The 19268-nt window shown below is 42.6% G+C and carries 9 protein-coding genes; all 9 read left to right on the top strand.

Annotated features, from left to right (window positions below):
• The first annotated feature begins 174 nt into the window (after nt 1–174).
• The 9 genes from SAE01_RS21520 (at nt 175) to SAE01_RS21480 (ending at nt 19240) form a co-directional block, all read left to right on the top strand.
• Entirely contained in the window at nt 175–2709 is a 2535-nt protein-coding gene (locus SAE01_RS21520) for a galactose oxidase (protein WP_147205881.1), read from the top strand.
• 385 nt (nt 2710–3094) lie between these two features.
• Nucleotides 3095–5512 (top strand): GH92 family glycosyl hydrolase, encoded by a 2418-nt coding sequence (locus SAE01_RS21515; protein ID WP_147205880.1) that lies wholly within the window; start codon nt 3095–3097, stop codon nt 5510–5512.
• A 285-nt stretch (nt 5513–5797) separates the two neighbouring features.
• Entirely contained in the window at nt 5798–8932 is a 3135-nt protein-coding gene (locus tag SAE01_RS21510) for a SusC/RagA family TonB-linked outer membrane protein (RefSeq protein WP_147205879.1), read from the top strand.
• Between the two features lie 6 nt (nt 8933–8938).
• Complete coding sequence (locus SAE01_RS21505; protein ID WP_147205878.1) at nt 8939–10897, top strand: RagB/SusD family nutrient uptake outer membrane protein; 1959 nt, start codon at nt 8939–8941, stop codon at nt 10895–10897.
• An 18-nt stretch (nt 10898–10915) separates the two neighbouring features.
• Entirely contained in the window at nt 10916–11647 is a 732-nt protein-coding gene (locus SAE01_RS21500) for a DUF3823 domain-containing protein (RefSeq protein ID WP_147205877.1), read from the top strand.
• 158 nt (nt 11648–11805) lie between these two features.
• On the top strand, nt 11806–14727 hold the full coding sequence (locus SAE01_RS21495; protein WP_218029217.1) for a pectate lyase family protein: 2922 nt from the start codon (nt 11806–11808) through the stop codon (nt 14725–14727).
• A gap of 266 nt (nt 14728–14993) precedes the next feature.
• Entirely contained in the window at nt 14994–16286 is a 1293-nt protein-coding gene (locus SAE01_RS21490) for a glycoside hydrolase family 99 protein (RefSeq protein WP_218029216.1), read from the top strand.
• Nucleotides 16287–16855: 569 nt separating this feature from the next.
• Nucleotides 16856–18217, top strand: coding sequence for an enolase C-terminal domain-like protein (locus SAE01_RS21485; RefSeq protein WP_147205875.1), 1362 nt, complete (start codon nt 16856–16858; stop codon nt 18215–18217).
• A gap of 51 nt (nt 18218–18268) precedes the next feature.
• Nucleotides 18269–19240: a hypothetical protein gene (locus tag SAE01_RS21480; protein WP_147205874.1), complete on the top strand. Its 972-nt coding sequence runs from the start codon at nt 18269–18271 to the stop codon at nt 19238–19240.
• The last annotated feature ends 28 nt before the right edge of the window (nt 19241–19268 follow it).

The following is a 19268-nucleotide window of genomic DNA, read 5'->3' as shown; positions in this document are numbered from 1 at the left end:
GCTTTTTTTACGTCTCCAGGTCATTGTCAAGAAGGATAAAAAGACCTCAATCTCAACTCAGAAACGTGGTTTTTTATACAGAATTCCCTTATCATTAATAACTGTTGCTTCTAATAGAAATAGCTATTTTGTGCATTATTAGCTGTTTTATTAAGTATGGGTAAATACCTCTTTTTGTTACTCGGATTTCTTTTCACCTCGGTTATTGCTTATGAACAGTCGCACGGGTTACAATTTTCCAGTCATGAGGTCGTACCGGAAAAACGCACCTCCTTAAATTTAACTCCTACTGATCCAATATGTTTAACGGATGATACTGAGATTTCCTTTGACTTTAATTTTGCTCCAAACTTTGAAACGTATTTTGGATATATTATCAGAATAATCACCAACAATAATCAGAACATAGACATTGTTTACAACCAGAAGCTACTCAACTTCAATTTTGTTATAGGCGAGAACTTTTCATTTGTCTTTAGAATAGATCAAAGCCGCTTATATAACAATTGGAATCATTGCAGTATTAGGTTTAACAAGAAATCTCAGGAGGTCCTTTTTTACCTGGATAACCAATTAGTGTGTAGGCAGAAATTCAACTTTAGTGAAGCTACTTGTTCCCGTGTCTTTTTTGGAGCAAACGATTATGAGGGTTTCAAGACCATTGACATTCCTCCAATGCGAATCAAAGACATAAAAGTTAAGCAGGGCAATAGCGAAAAATCTTTTTACCCTTTAGCGGAAATTTTAGGAAATCAAACATTGGATGCTGTTGGAAAAAGTATAGCCACTGTAAAAAACCCTACCTGGATCAAACCGAGACACCAGAACTGGCAACAGGTCCGTTCGATTGCAACTGCGGCAACCGCCAGCATAGCGTTTGATAAAAATAGCGAAGTATTGTACATTGTTTCAACAGATAGCTTGTACCAATTATCATTGAAAAACGGCCAGATCTCAGGAGTGAAGCTTTCTAAAAGCCATGGTGTTTTACCTCCCGGAAACCAGTCTGTTTTCAATCAGGCAGCAAGCCAGTTGTACAATTTTTATGTGGATGAGAAAGAAGTCTCTACCTATCTTCCCAACTCTCAGGTATGGAGTCATAATTTCAATCCTAAACAACTTACCGAGTTCTGGCAGGCAAATAAATTTATTTCTACTGTCGACTCTTCACTCTATGTTGTCGCCGGGTACGGACAATTACAATACAAGAGTCTTGTACAGCGATATAGCTTCCCTAATAGTAGCTGGGAAGTAGTGAAGGCGAAAGGCGACTTCTTTATGCCACGTTACCTGGCTGCGCTTGGAACAAATGCTGCTACAGACACCGCTTTCATTATTGGCGGTTATGGAAGCAATACGGGCGATCAAACCATTAATCCGAAATACAACTACGACCTGATTGCATATAGTGTTAGAAATAGTTCGTTCAAGAAGATCTATCATTTAAATGATCCCGCCAAACAGTTCTGTTTTGCCAACAGCCTCGTCATTATTCCAGGTACAACCGATTTCTATTCTTTGATCTATCCAATCGACCGATTTAATTCGTCTATACAGTTAATCAAAGGTTCTTTGACCACTCCCGCTTACGAGTTGGTTGGCGATAGTATTCCTTATGCCTATCATGATATTGAGTCATTTGCTGATCTTTTTTATTGTCCCGCCAGCCAAAAGTTGGTTGCCGTCACCTTATTTAGTTCTAAAGACAATATCACCTCTGTAAAGGTCTTTACCCTTGATTTTCCACCAAACCCCTTTACCGCAGCCAAGGAAGCTAGTGGTAAAAAACCGCCCTATTTACTATATGCACTTATTGCGGTGGTTGTTTTGATTGCGGGCCGGTTAATTAGAAAGAGGCGTAAACAAAAAGTAGCGACTAGTGCACCAACGGAGGAAGCGCCTGTAATTTCCACTGCCGCTTCTAATCAGCCTGCAGTTATTCAACCAGCCTCTCCGGCGCAAGAAATTGTAGTGGACGTTCCCCTTCATTACGCTGTTTATCTGTTCGGGCAATTTGAGGTGATTGACAAAAACGGCGCAGATATCACCAGGCAGTTTACTCCGCTCGTAAAAGAATTATTTCTTCTTCTGCTTGTTTATACATTCAGGGATGGGAAAGGCATATCCTCAGAAAAATTGTACGAAATGCTGTGGAGCGACAAGTCAGCGAAAGATGCAAGAAATAATTTCTCTGTAAATATTATAAAACTAAAAGGGATACTCGACAAGGTCGGAGAATACCACATTGGCAAGGAGACTGGCAAGTGGAAGTTTGAAGTCTTAAATGAATCAATCCGAATCGATTACCAGCATTTCACGGAAATGGTCGCGAAGAAGCAACAGCTAGATAAAAAGTATATCCATGATCTGCAAAATATGATAGACCGTGGTTCCTTTCTTTCGGAGACGCAATACGATTGGCTTGACGATATTAAATCGGAGGTTACCAGTTTCGTTGTCGACACTACTCTACAATATTTGTCGACCGCCGATGTCCAGATGGAGGCAGAATGGATCATCAAACTCACCAATTCCATTTTTCATTTTGACCAACTGAACGAAGACGCCCTCGCTTATAAATGCCGTAGCCTTATCGTCCTCGGGCGTCATGGAATGGCCAAGGACGCCTACCTCAAATTCGCAAAAGAGTATAAGGAGACTTACGGCCAGGACTTTGAAAAATCGTTCGCAGCAATTACGGGACATTAATTCGTTAGCCGCTAAAATAGAGCGCGAACAGATTTTTGGAGCCCGGCCAGCAAGGTAAAATCTACTGCTGTTGCGTCGCACTTTTCAACTTTAGTCGGTGTACGCTGCTTTTTTTAAATAACTATTTTCCTGCCGTTTTATCAGTTTGTCTTCCCATCAACCCCACACTAAAATTGCCATTATTCGAGCTTCTTACCTAAAGACGTTTTTATGCAGTTTTTGCGAAATTTCAATGTTTATGCTCGATTGCACCGCTCAAGAAGCCTCTTTTGCTGATTTATTTTCGAAAAAGTGAAATTAATTTAACAATTAGTCCATTTATTAACGGTTGCGTTAATGCCTCAAGGCTTAATTGCGCTCTCATTCTAACGAGACACTTGCCCCTATGCCCACATTTTCACGTTTGCGAATTGGTGCCTCTTTCAGTGCCGCCACTAAAAATACTTATCTAACTGCTCCTCTTGCTGCCACTAAAAGTGGGAGACAAAAGGGACGTTTTGTCAGGGGCCGCTTTCCCCCTTCACCCTTTGGTCGCTATATTCTTCCTTGTTTTTTACTGGTTACAAGCTTTTTTAGTATCAATCTTTTCGGGCAGAAAAGCAAAAAAGAGCTAAAATCTAATGTCGATTATATTGATCCTACAATTGGAACCGTGGGCCAATTGCTTGAGCCAACAAAGCCAACTATCCATTTACCAAATCAAATGATCCGCGTTGCCCCGCAGCGGAAAGACTACCTCGACGACGAAATCTCAAGTTTCCCTCTGAATATTGTTTCCCACCGTTTGGGGGAAGTGTTTGCAATTAAACCAAGCATAAAACTGGTAACAGTTGCCAGTTGGCGTAATAGAATGACCTACGATCACCAATTGGAAGTGAACCGGCCGTGGTACTATTCAACCTATTTAATTGATGATGGAATTACTGTCGAGTTTGCTCCAGGTAAAAAAACAGGGTTATACCGTTTCACATTTCCAGCAGCAAAAGATCGCTCTATTCTTTTTGACGTCTATAATGGAGGAAGAGCCCAATGGAAGTTTCTATCTCCAACAGAACTGGTTGGGATCGAGAATTATCACGGAGATATTAAAGTGTATGTCTACGGTCTTTTCAGTAGTGCCGGAAAAACAGGATTTATAAAGAACGGCGAATTACAAAGCGGTGATTTTATAGAAGACAGGGGAGCGAAGGCTTATATCAGTTTCCTTGAAACTGTAAAGCAAGTTGAGTTTAAGTACGCCATTAGCTACGTAAGTGCCGAGCAAGCGAAGAGAAATTTTGACAAAGAAATTAAGAATCTAAGTTTTCAGTCAGTTTCAGATAATGGGCGCAAAACATGGGAGGCGGTAATGTCCCAGATAAAGGTCGAAGGCGGCACCGAGGCTCAGAAACGATCTTTTTATACTGCGCTGTACCGGTGTTATGAAAGAATGGTTAACATCTCAGAAGACTCATCTTATTATAGTGGTTATAATAAAAAGGTGAATAAAGACAGTCGTCCTTTTTATGTAGACGATTGGTCGTGGGACACTTACCTCGCCCTGCATCCGCTAAGAACCATTTTAAATCCTGCCTTAGAAGAGGACATGCTTAACTCATACGTTAAGATGTACGAGCAAAGCGGATGGATGCCAACTTTTCCGGTCTTATTCGGCGACAATCCTTGTATGAATGGTTTTCATTCTTCCATCGTTTTTTTGGATGCTTACAGAAAAGGGCTGAAAAACTTCGATACCCAGAAGGCCTATGAAGGGATGAAAAAGAACGCTATGGAAGCTACAATGCTACCGTGGGTGAATGGTCCTAAGACAGTTCTCGATGACTTTTATCATGCAAATGGTTATTTCCCTGCTTTAAATCCTGGTGAAAAAGACACGGTTAAGCAGGTGCACGGTTTTGAAAAAAGGCAGGCAGTTGCAGTCACGCTAGGCAATAGTTACGACGATTGGGCTTTGGGAGAATTAGGCAAAGAGCTAGGCAAACAGGAGTATCAACAATTTGCTGCAAGAGGAAAAAATTATAAGAACCTATGGAATTCCGATAAGCAGTTTTTCCTTCCCAAAGATGATAAGGGAAACTGGATTAAAATTGATCCGAAGTTTGATGGCGGAGTGGGTGGCCGTGAATACTACGACGAAAACAACGGCTATACTTACTTATGGCAGGTGCAACAGGATATTCCTGCCCTGGTTGATTTAATGGGTGGCAAGAAGTCTTTTGAAGAAAGGCTGGATCAACTGTTTAGGGAAGGTCTCGGCAGATCAAAACAAGAGTTCTGGAATAAGTTTCCTGATGCGACCGGGTTGGTTGGCCAATTCTCTATGGGCAACGAACCAAGTTTTCACATTCCTTACCTGTACAACTTTACCAACTCCCCCTGGAAAACACAAAAGCGAATCCGATACCTCCTGGATGTTTGGTTTAAGGATAACATTAATGGAATTCCGGGAGACGAAGATGGCGGCGGAATGACTGCATTTGTTGTATTCTCTTCAATGGGTTTTTATCCTGTAACTCCCGGGCTGCCGGTCTATACTATTGGAAGTCCCCTTTTCAGTAAGGTAATTATAGATCTACCTAACAAGAAGCAGTTTACGTTGAACGCGAAAAATTGCTCGGTGGTGAACAAATACATTCAAAGTGCAAAGCTGAACGGAAAGGTTCTGAATACTCCATGGTTTACGCATAAGCAGTTGATTGATGGCGGACACCTGGAGTTGGAGATGGGGCCAAAACCAAACAAAACATGGGGAATTTATGAAAAAGGGGAAAGTTCGACAGCCGCTGTTTCTTCGGCAAAATAACATAAGCTGTAAAAAGGTCCATTCTACTAACCACATGTACAAGTGAGTGACACAAGGATGGGGAGATGAAAACCACTGTCCGTTAAACAAAAGATAGTAGCAGCAAAACGATTACAACAATGGAAAACCGCTCTCAAATAAATTCTAACTCTAATTAAAACTCAATCCCAATTAATGCCTTATTCATTTTTCTTCCCGCCTTAATTACACGACAGTAAAAGCGAAAGATCGTAAACGACTCGCTGCATTGGGTATAGAATCAATTATTTAATTACAAAAAATGACATGAAAAAAATTTATTATTTACTACTGTCGGTGATCCTTTTCCCGCTTTGCCTGGCTGCTCAGCAAAAAGTGATCAGTGGAAGGGTAACTGACACAACGGGTGCAGGCCTTTCCGGTGTAAACATTTCTGCCGGAGGTGCGAGAGCTACCGGAACAGGTTCAACTACAAACAATGAAGGAGTTTACAGCATTAGCGTTCCCTCCGCTACGGCCGAACTTGTTTTTTCATTTGTAGGTAAAAAGACTATTACCGAACCAATCGCAGGTAGAACAGTCATCAATATTGTAATGTCTGCTATTGACGAACAGATGGCAGACGTGGTAGTTGTTGGTTATACAACTCAAAGAAAAGAAACCTTAACCGGTGCCGTATCATCTATCAAAGGTTCCGATATGGTTCGTACGCGAAATGAGAACGTGCTAAACATGTTAACCGGTAAATTGCCTGGAGTACGCGTGGCCCAAAGAAGTTCCAGACCGGGTGCCTATGATGCAACGATTGATATTCGTGGTATGGGCGATCCGCTCTTTGTAGTTGATGGAGTTGTTCGTGATAAAGGTTTCTTTTCACGCATGAGCGCTGAGGAAATTGAGAGCGTTTCTGTTCTTAAAGACGGAACGGCCGCCATATATGGTTTGCGTGCTGCTAATGGAGTTATTGTGGTAACTACTAAAAGCGGTAGATCGCAAGGTGGTAAAGTGGACATCACGTTCAACTCAAGCCTTTCGATGCAGCAATATTTGTATGTTCCGGAAGGGGTGAACGCAACGGAATATATGACCTTAAGGAATGAACAGAACTGGCAGGATTTTGCAGGAAATTACCTCGTTCGTAGAAACCCGGCATTTACAGATGCACAGTTTAAGCCTTACCAGGAAGGAACAAAACAATCGTATAATTGGATGAATCAGGTATTCAGGAAATCAACACCTCAATATGATAACAATCTTAGCATAGATGGTGGTAGTGATAAACTGCGTTACTACTTCAACCTTGGTTATACAAAACAAGAAGGTTCTTATAAAAGTGGTGATCTAAAGTCGGAGCGTTGGGCGATGCGAAGCAACATAGATGCGCAGTTGACAAAAAGATTGAAAGCAAGAATTCAGATAGGAACTATATTAACGAATACACAAGAGCCGAATGGTTCAGGCTGGCCTACTTATAAAGCCACCTGGTTAATGCGCCCGGACGCTCCTTACTACGCTAATGATAATCCGGCTTACCCTAACGGAGATAACCTCCTCCAGTATGATGGAAACAATATGATTGTGCAGACAGATGCAGATTTTGTTGGTCTAAACACAAACAGAGACAAAAGGTATAATGGAACACTGCGATTGGAATATGAAATACCCGGGATCAAGGGTTTGTCCGCAAGAGGTTTGTATGATTATACTATGGGTCTTCCAGATTACAATAATTACAGGCGCGCCTATAACGTGTATCGTTATAATCCTAATGATGATACTTACTCACCAATCCCAAGGAACACACCTTCTTTGGTGGAGAAAGGAACGAGTTTAAACTATGACAGGACAATACAAGGTGGATTATACTATACTAATTCCTTTAATAAGCATAATATAAATAGTTTCCTTTTGTATGAAGGCACCTACCTGCAGCGCGACGGTTTCCTGGCATCTCGTGAACTCCTGATTGAATCTCAATACCTGTTTGCAGGTGAAGAAAATCGTCAGCGCGGTATCGGGCAAACCCCGTTTGACCGCGCAAGTAAATCTGTTGTAGGATCTGTGACTTATGACTATGGCAGAAAATACCTCCTTGATTTCAAGTTCCGTTACGATGGTTCTTCGCGTTTTCCTGCAACCAGCCGTTTTGGCTTCTTCCCGGCTGTATCAGCTGGCTGGCGCCTGAGCGAAGAAGGATTTATCAAAAACAATGTCAATTTCCTTTCAGACCTAAAACTAAGAGCATCGTATGGAGAATTGGGCGATGACGCTTCAGCAGGTAACTATCCTCCGGCAATAGGTTATAACCTCGCTGGAAACAGTGTGGGTTGGTACTTCGGCGATGTGCTGAATGGCGGTGTTGCTGCTTCAAGCATTCCCAACCCAAATCTAACCTGGTATAAGATTAAATCTTATAACGCCGGTCTTGATTTCGGTTTGCTCCAGAATAAGCTTACTGGTACTTTGGATGTATTTAGAAGAGATCGTAACGGATTGCTGGCAACGAGCGCTGCAGTTATTCCGGGAACAGTAGGTGCAAACCTGCCTCAGGAAAACCTAAATAGCGACCGCAATTTTGGTTATGAAGTTTCGCTTACTTACCGCAGCAGAAGACAAAATGCTCTTTCTTATTGGGCGACTGGTCAGATCTCTGCTACTAAATACATGCGGACGAAATGGTTGGAAACGCCTGCTAATAATTCCTACGATAGGTGGAGAAACCGCACCGCGAACCGTTACCAGAATATCTGGTGGGGAAATGAGTCTGGCGGGATGTTTAACTCGTTACAGGAAATACGCAGCTTCGAACGTCCCACTGGTCAGGGCGCTTTGCCAGGTGACTGGTGGCTAAATGACTGGAATGGTGATGGCGTAGTTGATGGCAACGATGACCATCCGATAGCTACTACTGGTCTTCCTGTATTTAATTATGGCCTCTCATTCGGTGCTTCCTGGAGGAACTTTGATGTTGCTTTGGATTTGCAGGGTGCAAAGGGGGTATATGTACAATATTCAGAAGTGCTTGTTGAAGCGTTGGCTTTTGGAGGACAAAATACGTTGACATGGTTTATGGACCGTTGGCACCCTCAAGACCCAGGTGCTGATTATTTTAGCCCAAGTACAAAGTGGGTTCCGGGCTACTATCCAGCGACGGGTCATGACGGACGTAGAACAGGCACCAACGGCGTAATGAACGCATCATACATGCGTCTAAAAACGGCCGAGTTAGGTTATACTTTCAGTCCTAGAATGTTATCAAGAGTCGGAATTAAAGACTTTAGATTATTCGTTAGCGGATATAATCTTTTGACTTTTACCCCGCTTAAAAATGTAGATCCTGAACGCCCCGGTTCTGCTGGTAGCTCCTCTACAAATTTCATCGATTTTTATAACGACCCGATTACGAAAACGTACACGATCGGCGCGAAACTTAAATTCTAACAACACATGAACAAGTATATTATGAATAGATATATTTTATTTTATGCGGTGCTTTTGGCAGTGGTTATTTCCTCCTGCCAAAAGTTGGACCTGCAGCCTAAAGGCATACTGGGCGAGCCGGAGCTTTTTGGTAATGAGTTTGGTGTGAAGAAATACTTCACCGGACTTTATAACTACCTGCCCATTGAAGACTTCAACTATTATGGAAATAATGGCCCAAGCGGCGGTGACGCTTTTCGCCCAACTAACTATTGGGAAGCAGGTAAAAACAGCCAGGGAAATATGAGTGGTGAGTTCTTTAATACCTGGCAAACACCTAATAACAGCGGCTTTGGCTACTGGCCCTATAACCGCATCCGGGAAGTGAACCTTTTTATTCAAAATTTCCCCAATTATAAAAGCAAGTTTCCAATTAACACGTATAATGCTCTGTTAGGAGAAGCTTCTTTCTTACGTGCATTCTTTTATTTCGGTCTTGCAAAACGTTATGGCGGAGTTCCAATTATCAAAGAAGTGCAGGATCCTCTTGGCGCCAAAGACTCGCTCGCAGTTTCCCGTAATACAGAATATGATACCTGGAAATTCATTTATTCCGACCTGAAGTTCGCAATGGATAATATGCCCGCGAACAGTGAAAGAGGCCGTGCTAATAAGTTTGTCGCTGCTGCCCTGATGTCACGTGCGATGCTTTATGCCGGTTCAGTTGCAAAATATACACAGTACCTCGGCTTTCAGTCAGAAGCGGCTACCAAGGCTGGTTTAGCAGGAATTGATCCATCTAAAGCAAGCGAGTTTTTTCAGTATGCGGTAGACGCAGGCAAATTTGTTGAAACGGGACCTTATAGCTTGTATACTAAGGACTATCCTGATAAAGCAACCAACTTTGCCAACCTGTTTTTAGACATCACCTCAACTGAAAACATCTTTATTAAAGATTTTGACCAGACTGTTCCAAACGATACACGTCTGAGGCACAGCTACGACGCTCTTATGTCTCCTCAGCCCGATATGTCTTCATTTGTAGGCGCCGAAAGTTATCCGCCTTTCGATTTTATGGAGTTGTATGATATGACAGCCTATACAAATTCTGATGGAACACCGGTGCGATTTAACACCAGAAGCGACATTAAAAAAGATATGGAGCCACGTATGAGGGGCACCATGTATTTTGATGGCGATGTTTTAAGAGGTAAAACTTTCAGCATCCAAAAGGGTATCTATCGAAGTTATAACGGCCTTGCAGCGGATGCGCAGGGTGGTAGTAATGCCGCTCCAATCAACAGTGGTGGAAACCGGATTTTAGGTGGGAGAGGTTGGACTACTACAATCAATGGTACTCTGCTAAATATCACGGGAGCCCATGGAAACTTTGATGACCAGGGTGGAGAAAACAATGGATGGGGCTCGGCATACGTCCGTAAATATATTAATCCTAATATGGCAACTAGCGATGTAAGAGAATATCGCAGCGGTCAGCACTGGATAGTGTTTCGGCTGGGCGAAATCTATTTGAATACAGCTGAGGCTCTTTATGAATTAGACAAAAGAACTGAAGCGTTTGACTATATCGAAAAACTACGTGTTCGCGCAGGAGCTAAGGTTGCAAGACCAGCTATTGATCAGGCGATGACAAATATTGGTACTATAAACAAAGCGAACTATTCGTATCAGCTTGAAAAGTCATTGCAATTTATACGCGACGAACGTGAGCGTGAACTCTACGGCGAAAACCAATGGTGGTGGGATCTGCGCAGATGGAGAACTGCCGACCAGGTGTTAAACCAGTTCCGTCCCAGGGTTCTTAGTTGCTATTATGTTGCCAATGAAGGAAAGTATATCTACCTGGATGAAACAAACAGGCTTAACAGGACCTGGACAGCCTCAAGGTCAGTTTATTACGAGCCAATACCTGGTGGCGAAATTGGAAAGAACAGCAAGCTTTTGCCTAACAATCCCTTGTATTAATAAACATTCAATCAAATCATGAAGAAGATAACATATATAGTTTTAGGGATGATGCTCATGGCGTTTTCCTCCTGCTATAAAAACGACAACTGGGCAGCTCCTGACGCGCGAATATCAGGAAGCATAATTGACTCATACACCGGCAAGCCGCTGTTAAGTTCGCAGGCAGATTGGTCGATACGTATTTGGGAAAGATCGTGGAAAGAAACTGTGCCTGTAAACCAAAGCATCCCGGTTAAACAGGATGGAACCTACAATAACAACAAGTTGTTTGCTGGAACCTACGATATGCTCCCTTATGGCGGTCCCTTCTGGCCGGCCGATACAGTGAAGAATGTAGCTTTTAGCAATGGTGGAACCCAGAAGGATTTCACCGTAACCCCTTACTTGCAGTTGATTGATTTCGATACTTCACTGCAAGGGACAAACCTCACGTTAAAGATCCGGTTAAAAGCACCGAAACGTGTCGGACTTCCAAATATCGTAGAGATCAAGCCGTACCTAAGCCTAAATGAATTTGTCGGCGAGTCAAACTACATCAATATCCCCGAGTATAATAACAAAAGGATCCAGATTAATAAGTCGTGGCTAACAGAAGTAGGCGACGTTGAAACAAGCAATGTATACACGATCGGACCGTTGCCTTTAAAGTCTGGCTATACTTACAATGTGCGGGTAGGTGCGAATGTGAACGATGCCAACAGAAAGTATAATTACTCGGAGATCAAAAAAATCGAGGTAGGAAAGTAAGTTTTATCATTTGAAATCTCAAGCAACATTAAGGGTGTTTGAAGCTTTTAAGCACCCTTTTTCATTTTTTTCATATTTATCAATCATACTGCACTCCGCTGTACTCTACTTCATAATTCACCAGTCATACAAGAATAGACCAGAAACTAAACAGCTTGATGCACACAGAGACTATTTCAAAAACCGACAGCCCGAAAGGCTACATAAGTATGATGAATTTTAGAATTACCGGTTCTATTTCACTGTTGGGTAAAATCTCTACGATTGCCGTTATAGCAATCTTTATAGCAAACGTTGCTAACGCTCAGACAACGCCTATTAAACAGGAGGTAAGCCAACGCAGTATAAAGACCATTTATCCTACAAAAGATTGGGTCGTTTCGGACTTTGTTGTTACGGATGAGAGATTTGGCGCTAAAGCTAAACGTGGCTTCGATAACAGGGCCGCTTTCCAGGCTGCAATTGATGCCGCATATAAAAGTGGGGGTGGGGTTGTGTATATACCTGCCGGCAATTATGAGTTTCGCAGTACGCAAAGCGCCACCAGCAAGGTGAGAGTTCGAAAGGGTGCAGAGGAGGTAATGAAAGACTTCGAGCACCAGTACGTGCTGAACCTCCCATCGAGCGTGCAGCTCCGGGGAGACTGGGCAAATCCTGAATTGAACAATGGAAAAGTTCTGGGAACTATTCTTGAAGTACGGGTTGGTAAAGACGCACCAAATTATAACGGAACTGTTGAAAGCTGGTGGAACGATGCCCAGGCTAATAATGCATTACGAACTACTTATACCAGCATAGCGGACAGGTTTATAGATATGAATTCGGGCACCGGCGTCACAAACCTATCCATTTGGTACCCTGAACAGGATATCAATAACATAAAGCCTTACCCATGGACACTGTTTCAACCAGGCGGCGACTGCGCTACAATTGAAAACGTAACGCTTGTAAATTCCTACAACGGTTTTTATTCCGCTCCCAGCGAACTGCACTATCTTTTAAACAGCTATATGACTGCCCTTAGCACAGGAATTGAAGTGCATGTTTGCACAGATATTGGCCGTATTGAGAACGTGAAAGTAGACCCGAAGTACTGGGCAAATTCCGGGCTTCCAGGTTCACCCTCTCTTGCCAAAGCTGCTGCATATACGAGAACGAACGCTACTGGTTTCAACATGCACCGATCGGATTGGGAGTATGTGTCTAAACTGTATGTATCCGACTACAAGACAGGTACGTGGGTTGGCAAAGAGCCCGGTTTCGCCGATGCTCCAAATGCGCAGTTTTACGAAATACATATGAAAAACTGTGACACCGGCATTTACGTACAGGCCGTGAACCCATATGGTTTGCTTATTTCCAACTCTACCTTTGGAGCGGCAAAAGGGGGTAACGCAGTGTATTTCTATAACGATTTCAAAACCTCGGTCCAATTCAATGGTGTAGATTTTACCGGGCCAATCGTCAGCGATGGCAGCGACGGAGTTGTTTCGTTTGAAAATTGTACGTTTAGCAACTACAGCGAATACGCACTAAAAATAAACAATGGCAACGTGCTACTTACCCAAAGCGTGTTTAAAAAACCTCTCGGTCACGTGTTTTTAGGATCTGATGTTAACACGCTTAAATCAGTGAACTCAGGCTATAACGGCAAATTAGAAATTAAGAACAATAGCAAATCCGCCAAAGTTGACGTGAATAATAGCAAAAGTTATTTGTTTGATCCAATTCCCAAAAATATAGTAACAGACATTAAAGTACACCCGAGAGCCGTCTCGAACAGGGTCTTAAAGGTAGACCTGCCGAGAGCAACCGGCTTTAACAACGAACAACCGACAGAAGATGTATCGGCTCAATTGCAACATGCACTTAATGAGGTGAAGGTTGCGGGCGGTGGTACAGTGTATCTACCGGCTGGAAGATATTTACTGAATAGCCCAATCAAAGTTCCTCCGGGAGTTGAATTGCGGGGAACATGGGATGTACAGCACCATACGCAAAGCGGTGGTGTTGGCATATTTACAAATTATGCCGGAGGTGCAAATGGAGAGAAAGGGGCTTCACTGATACAACTTGGGGCAGGAGCAGGTATCAGGGGAATTACCATTGCGCAACTAAATTTAGCCACAGACGGTTCTAGCATTGAAAATCCCAGGAGAACGCCTTTTTTAATACAGGGACAAGGTCCGGGAGTATATATCGTAAATGTGACTGTAGGAGGCGGGGATAAAGGAATTGACCTCGCTTCATACAACACAAGCAAACACTATGTTGATTATTTCGGCGGCGTACTGGCAAGAGCAGGCATTTGGGTTGGCGGAGGCGCTGAAGGTGGATTTATCCGCAACATGCAACTTAACCCGCACTATGGATCCCGACTTCCGCAGGGCGGGCAGGGATATCCGAGAGTATCATTGACACGTTTTATACAGTCAAATTGCAGTGCGCTTAAATTCGCCGACATTAAAAACCAGACCATTTTCAACAACTTCGTTTTCGGTTCATTCTACGGTTTACATTTTCTGAAAGATTCAATAACCGGTAAGTATCCCGGAGAAATGACGGTTGTAGGCCACGGTTCGGATGGATGCTCCTATTCTTTATTTGTAGAAGATGCTGACAAAAACACCAAAATAGTGGCGATCAACTCCGAGTTGGTTAATACACGAACAGCAGAGCCGGTTAGGTCATACGTTTTTATGGGAGGCACAGCCCGTACCAGTAAAGTTCACCCTGATGCCAGGTTGATCCTTTACAATACTGCCTTTTGGGGTAGTCCTACTGTAGGGGCTATCATCAATAGCGGTACTGTACGTTTGCAACAGGCCAACTTTCAACGGTCAGGTGCACCAGCCATAGATAACAGGGGCGGAAAGGTACATGTCTACTCTTCTTACTTCGCTCAAAAAATGCCTGGGGAGGCTAGTGGCGACAACGTGTATGCAAAGCTGCACTCAAGCGAAGTTTCGACAGAGCTGACCAATAACTATTATATCTCGGGCTTTAAGGAAAACAATGCAAAGCAGGGTAAGATTTATGGATCTGATATTGTTCCTGTTAAAAAGGAGAAACCTCTGTAGCACTTTTTGTAAGGCATAGGTGGCCGTCATTGCGAGGAACGAAGCAATCTGCTTTTTGAGTTAAACAGCACGTTGATTAATATAGAGCAGATTGCTTCGTCGTGCCTCCTCGCAATGACGCTTAAGTTATTGAATCGATTGAATATGTATAATAAAGCATCTTTCAAAAGCTGGATGAGTTTTGTTTACCTGCGGGGATTTTCATTAGTCTTAAACACAACGATTAATATTAATTTTTAAAAAACTTCTCATAAAAAATCATTCTCTTGAAACCTCTATTATATTTCATAACAGCACTTCTTTGCCTGCATGCAAATGCCCAAAGAAAGCATAGCGCCACTTCGCAGTTTACAAGCTATAAGGGCTTGATTATGGCCGGCTATCAAGGCTGGCATAGCACACCCGACGATGGTGGCGGCCGGGGATGGGGTCATTATCTTGACAACAGGACTAAAAAGCCACTGGCTGATGGTAATATTAAAATTGATGTTTGGCCTACTGTAGATGAATATAAAAAAGTCTATCCCACGCCTTTTAAAAATGCTGATGGCAGCACTGCTTATCTTCCCAGCAACCGTGATGAGTCAACTGCGGATGTGCGTTTTAAATGGATGAAAGATTACGATGTCGACGGTGTTTTTATGCAACGCTTTGTTGGCAATACACGTAAAACAGGCGACGGAAGCAATCGCAATCATTTTATAAAAGTGATAGATGATGCCTTTAAAGTCTCTAAAAAATACAATCGTGCTATCGCCATCATGTATGATCTGTCCGGCATGCGTGATACTGCAGATATTCCTGTTTTTATAAATGATTGGAAAATGCTGGTAGACAGCCTGAAGGTGACCAGTGGCGGCAATAAGCAAACGTACCTCTACCATAATGGAAAACCTTTGGTAGTAATATGGGGAGTTGGTTTTAATGACGGTCGTGCCTATACGCTCAAAACGGTTGACAAGCTGGTTGATTTTTTACAAAACGATCCACAGTACGGCGGCTGTTCTGTAATGCTCGGTGTACCTACTTACTGGCGAGACATGGGAAGGGATTGTTTGAAAGATCCTTTTTTGCATGAAATTCTAAAAAAGGTAGACATCATTCATCCATGGACCGTGGGACGTTATAAAGACGAGGCCTCCTATGCAGAATATGCTTCCGTCCAAAAGGCAGATCTGGAATGGTGCAAGGCTAATAAGATAGATTATGTGCCCAATGTTTTTCCCGGCTTTAGCTGGCACAACCTCAATCCAAACTCACTCTTTAACCAAATACCCCGCAATCGTGGGAAGTTCTTTTGGACACAACTAAGCGGTGCCATAAAAAATGGTGCACAGATGATTTATGTAGCTATGTATGATGAAGTGGATGAAGGAACAGCCATTATGAAAGTCTCTCAAAATCCGCCTGTTGGTCAAAGTCCGTTTATAAAATTTGAAGAAGGAATTCCATCCGATTATTATTTGTACTTGACAGGCTATGCTGGCAGAGTTCTGAAGAAGAAAATTCCACTACCGCAGGATATTCCAATGCCGAAAAATGCCAAAAGTTCTTTGTAACGGTTATTAGAAATGGCTTTTTATTTTCTAAAGTGACGTTGCTAAATCATAGCCAAAGACTACGTAAAATAAATAAGTGCGATAACAGGGGATTTTTGAAGCCCTGGCAAGCGGCAATCAAACTGATCCTGTAGTAATAGAAAATAATTTTTTTGTTACCAGCAACGGAATTTCTATTGAACTTCCGTTGCGTCGCACTCTTTTAAAGAAGTAACTATAAGCAGCAATGAACCTTTTTAAGTCAGAAAACGGATTTGGATAAAAGGGGCTAAAGCTAATAAGAGACGTTTTTAACTACCGTAGAAACTCCCGGTGCTGTTTATTTAAAATCGTTGCAATTGCACAAAAAGTACAAGTGTGCGACGCAACGATGAGACATTGAAAAACATCCGGCCGAAACAAAAGACTTGTAATGTTTAAAATCGGTTCAGTAATACTTTACGGTTTTAAGAAAAAGGCTCTGAAATAATTTAAACTACGCCGATTGATAAAAAGGGTTTTTAAATGAATTCAAAAAAAACGAATTTTAGATCAGCCAAAAATCTAACGACTGCATTAAATATGAAATTATGAGCGAATTTGACAAACCAACAAACAGCCGCCGCAAGGCCCTTAAGATGCTCGCCCTCGGCGGTTCCACCGGCCTTTTTAGCATGTTCAGCAGTGCTAAAGCACGGGCTGAAAAATATGAAACACCGGGCTATCAAAAAGGAGCTCCACCGGTAACGATCACCAGGGTCAGAGCTATTACGACTGCGCCAGGCGGATCGAATTTAGTGATCGTAAAGGTCGAAACTTCAGAACCTGGGTTGTATGGACTAGGCTGTGCAACGTTTACGCAACGGGCAGCAGTAGTTGTTCCTGCAGTAGATATTTACCTCAACGAGTTTTGTAAAGGAAGAGACGTCGACAACATCGACGACATGTGGATGTCGGCCTATGTAAGTTCTTACTGGCGCAACGGACCCGTTTTGAATAACGCTCTTTCAGGACTCGACCAGGCCCTGTGGGATATTAAAGGAAAACGGGCGAAAATGCCTGTTTATCAATTGTTGGGTGGTAGAAGTCGCATCAACGTAGATACTTACATTCACGCCAGTTCAACAACCGTTGAAGGCATTGCTGACCAGGTGCAAAAGTTTATGGACCAGGGTTGGCGACATGTACGAATTCAGCAGGGCGGCTATGGAGGTGTGGGAGCTTTTGGCGAAGTGGTTCCGGATTTTAAAGCCGCTAACTATGCCAGGAAAACCGATGGTTATTCAGACCAGGCCGAATATTTAAGGCGGGTTCCAAAGATGTTTGAATACGTGCGAAAAAAGTGTGGCGAAAAGGTTGAGTTATTGCACGACATGCACGAGCAGGTAGAGCCGATACAGGCAATCAACACTATTAAAGCTTTGGAAGATTACAGGCCGTTTTTTATTGAAGATCCATTTTCACCGGAAAATATGTTGTGGTTTAAACAACTAAGGGCCACTACCAGTGTTCCTTTGGCAATGGGCGAATTGTTCAATAATATTAACGAGTTCAGGGACCCGATGGCCAGCCAGCACTTTGATTTTATTCGTTGTCATATTTCCCAAATTGGTGGTATTACGCCGGCAATGAAAGTGGCTCGTTTAGGAGAATGGTATAACGTAAGAACTGCGTGGCACGGACCGGGAGACACTTCCCCGGTTGGACACCAGGCCAATAACCATATCGACCTTGCTGTCTACAACTTTGGAATTCAGGAAGGGCAAATGTTTAATGAAAAGGTGCAGTCCGTTTTTCCCGGATGCCCAATGATCAAAAACGGCTATTTTATTGTAACTGAAGAGCCTGGATTAGGTATCGATATCAATGAAAAAGAGGCTGCGAAATACCCGATCAAATACAACGGTATGGGTACTTTAAGAAAAAATGATGGTGGCATCATAAAGCCTTAGCCAAGCGCAGAAAAAAGGCCTTTTTTTGATTAAACTAACTCGCCCTTACATATGAAAAAGCTCTTGCTTTTAAGTTTAGTTCTGCTAGCCTGGAACACCTATGCTTCGCCTAACGAAGATTTCCCTTCAGCCAGCATTTCGAACAATGTTGTAAAGGCTACACTATTGCTACCAGACAAAGAAAAGGGCTACTACCAGGCTACCCGTTTTGATTGGTCAGGAGTAATTGAAAGCCTGGAGTTTGACGGACATAGCTACTTTGGACAATGGTTCAAAAACTATAATCCCAAAACGCATGATGCGATCAAAGGGCCGGTAGAAGAGTTTGAACCTATAGGATATGACGATGCCAAAGTAGGAGAGAAGTTTCTAAAGATAGGAGTAGGGGCACTAAGTAAAACAAACGAAAAGCCCTATTCAGCCTTTGCCCTTTATGATATAGAAAATGCCGGAACATGGAAAGTTAAAACCAGGAAGGATGCTATAGAGTTTATGCAGGAGTTGAAAGATGAATCGGGATACGGATATATCTACACCAAAACTGTTCGTCTTGTGAAAGGCAAACCACAATTGATTTTAGAACATAGTTTGAAAAACATCGGCACCAAGACTCTGGAAACAAATGCCTATGATCACAACTTTTTTCTGATTGATAAAGAATTGACAGGGCCAAACATCAGGATAAAGTTTCCTTTTGAAATAAGCGGCACAGGAAGGGGACTGGGCACGATAGCAGAATTCAAGGGTAAGGAAATTAATTTCTTACGGGAGCTAAAAGATAAGGAAGACATGTTCATCGGTTCTGTTAATGGCTATACAAACGATGCGAAGGATTATGATTTTCGAATTGAGAATGTGAAGTCAGGAGCGGGTGTTAGGTTCAGGTGTGATCAACCTTTATCGAAATTGGTATTTTGGGCTAATCCAAATACAGCTTGCCCCGAGCCATATATCCACATTCAAGCCGGACCAGGACAGGAATTCAAATGGAACATTACCTACGAATTTTATACTTTCCACTAAATACTACCGGAAACATTTAAAGCAGGAA

The organism is Segetibacter aerophilus, assembly GCF_007991655.1.
In the GTDB taxonomy this organism is placed as follows: domain Bacteria; phylum Bacteroidota; class Bacteroidia; order Chitinophagales; family Chitinophagaceae; genus Segetibacter; species Segetibacter aerophilus.
The sequence above is the reverse complement of the archived record's forward strand: the minus strand, read 5'-3'. Positions and strand labels throughout refer to the sequence as shown.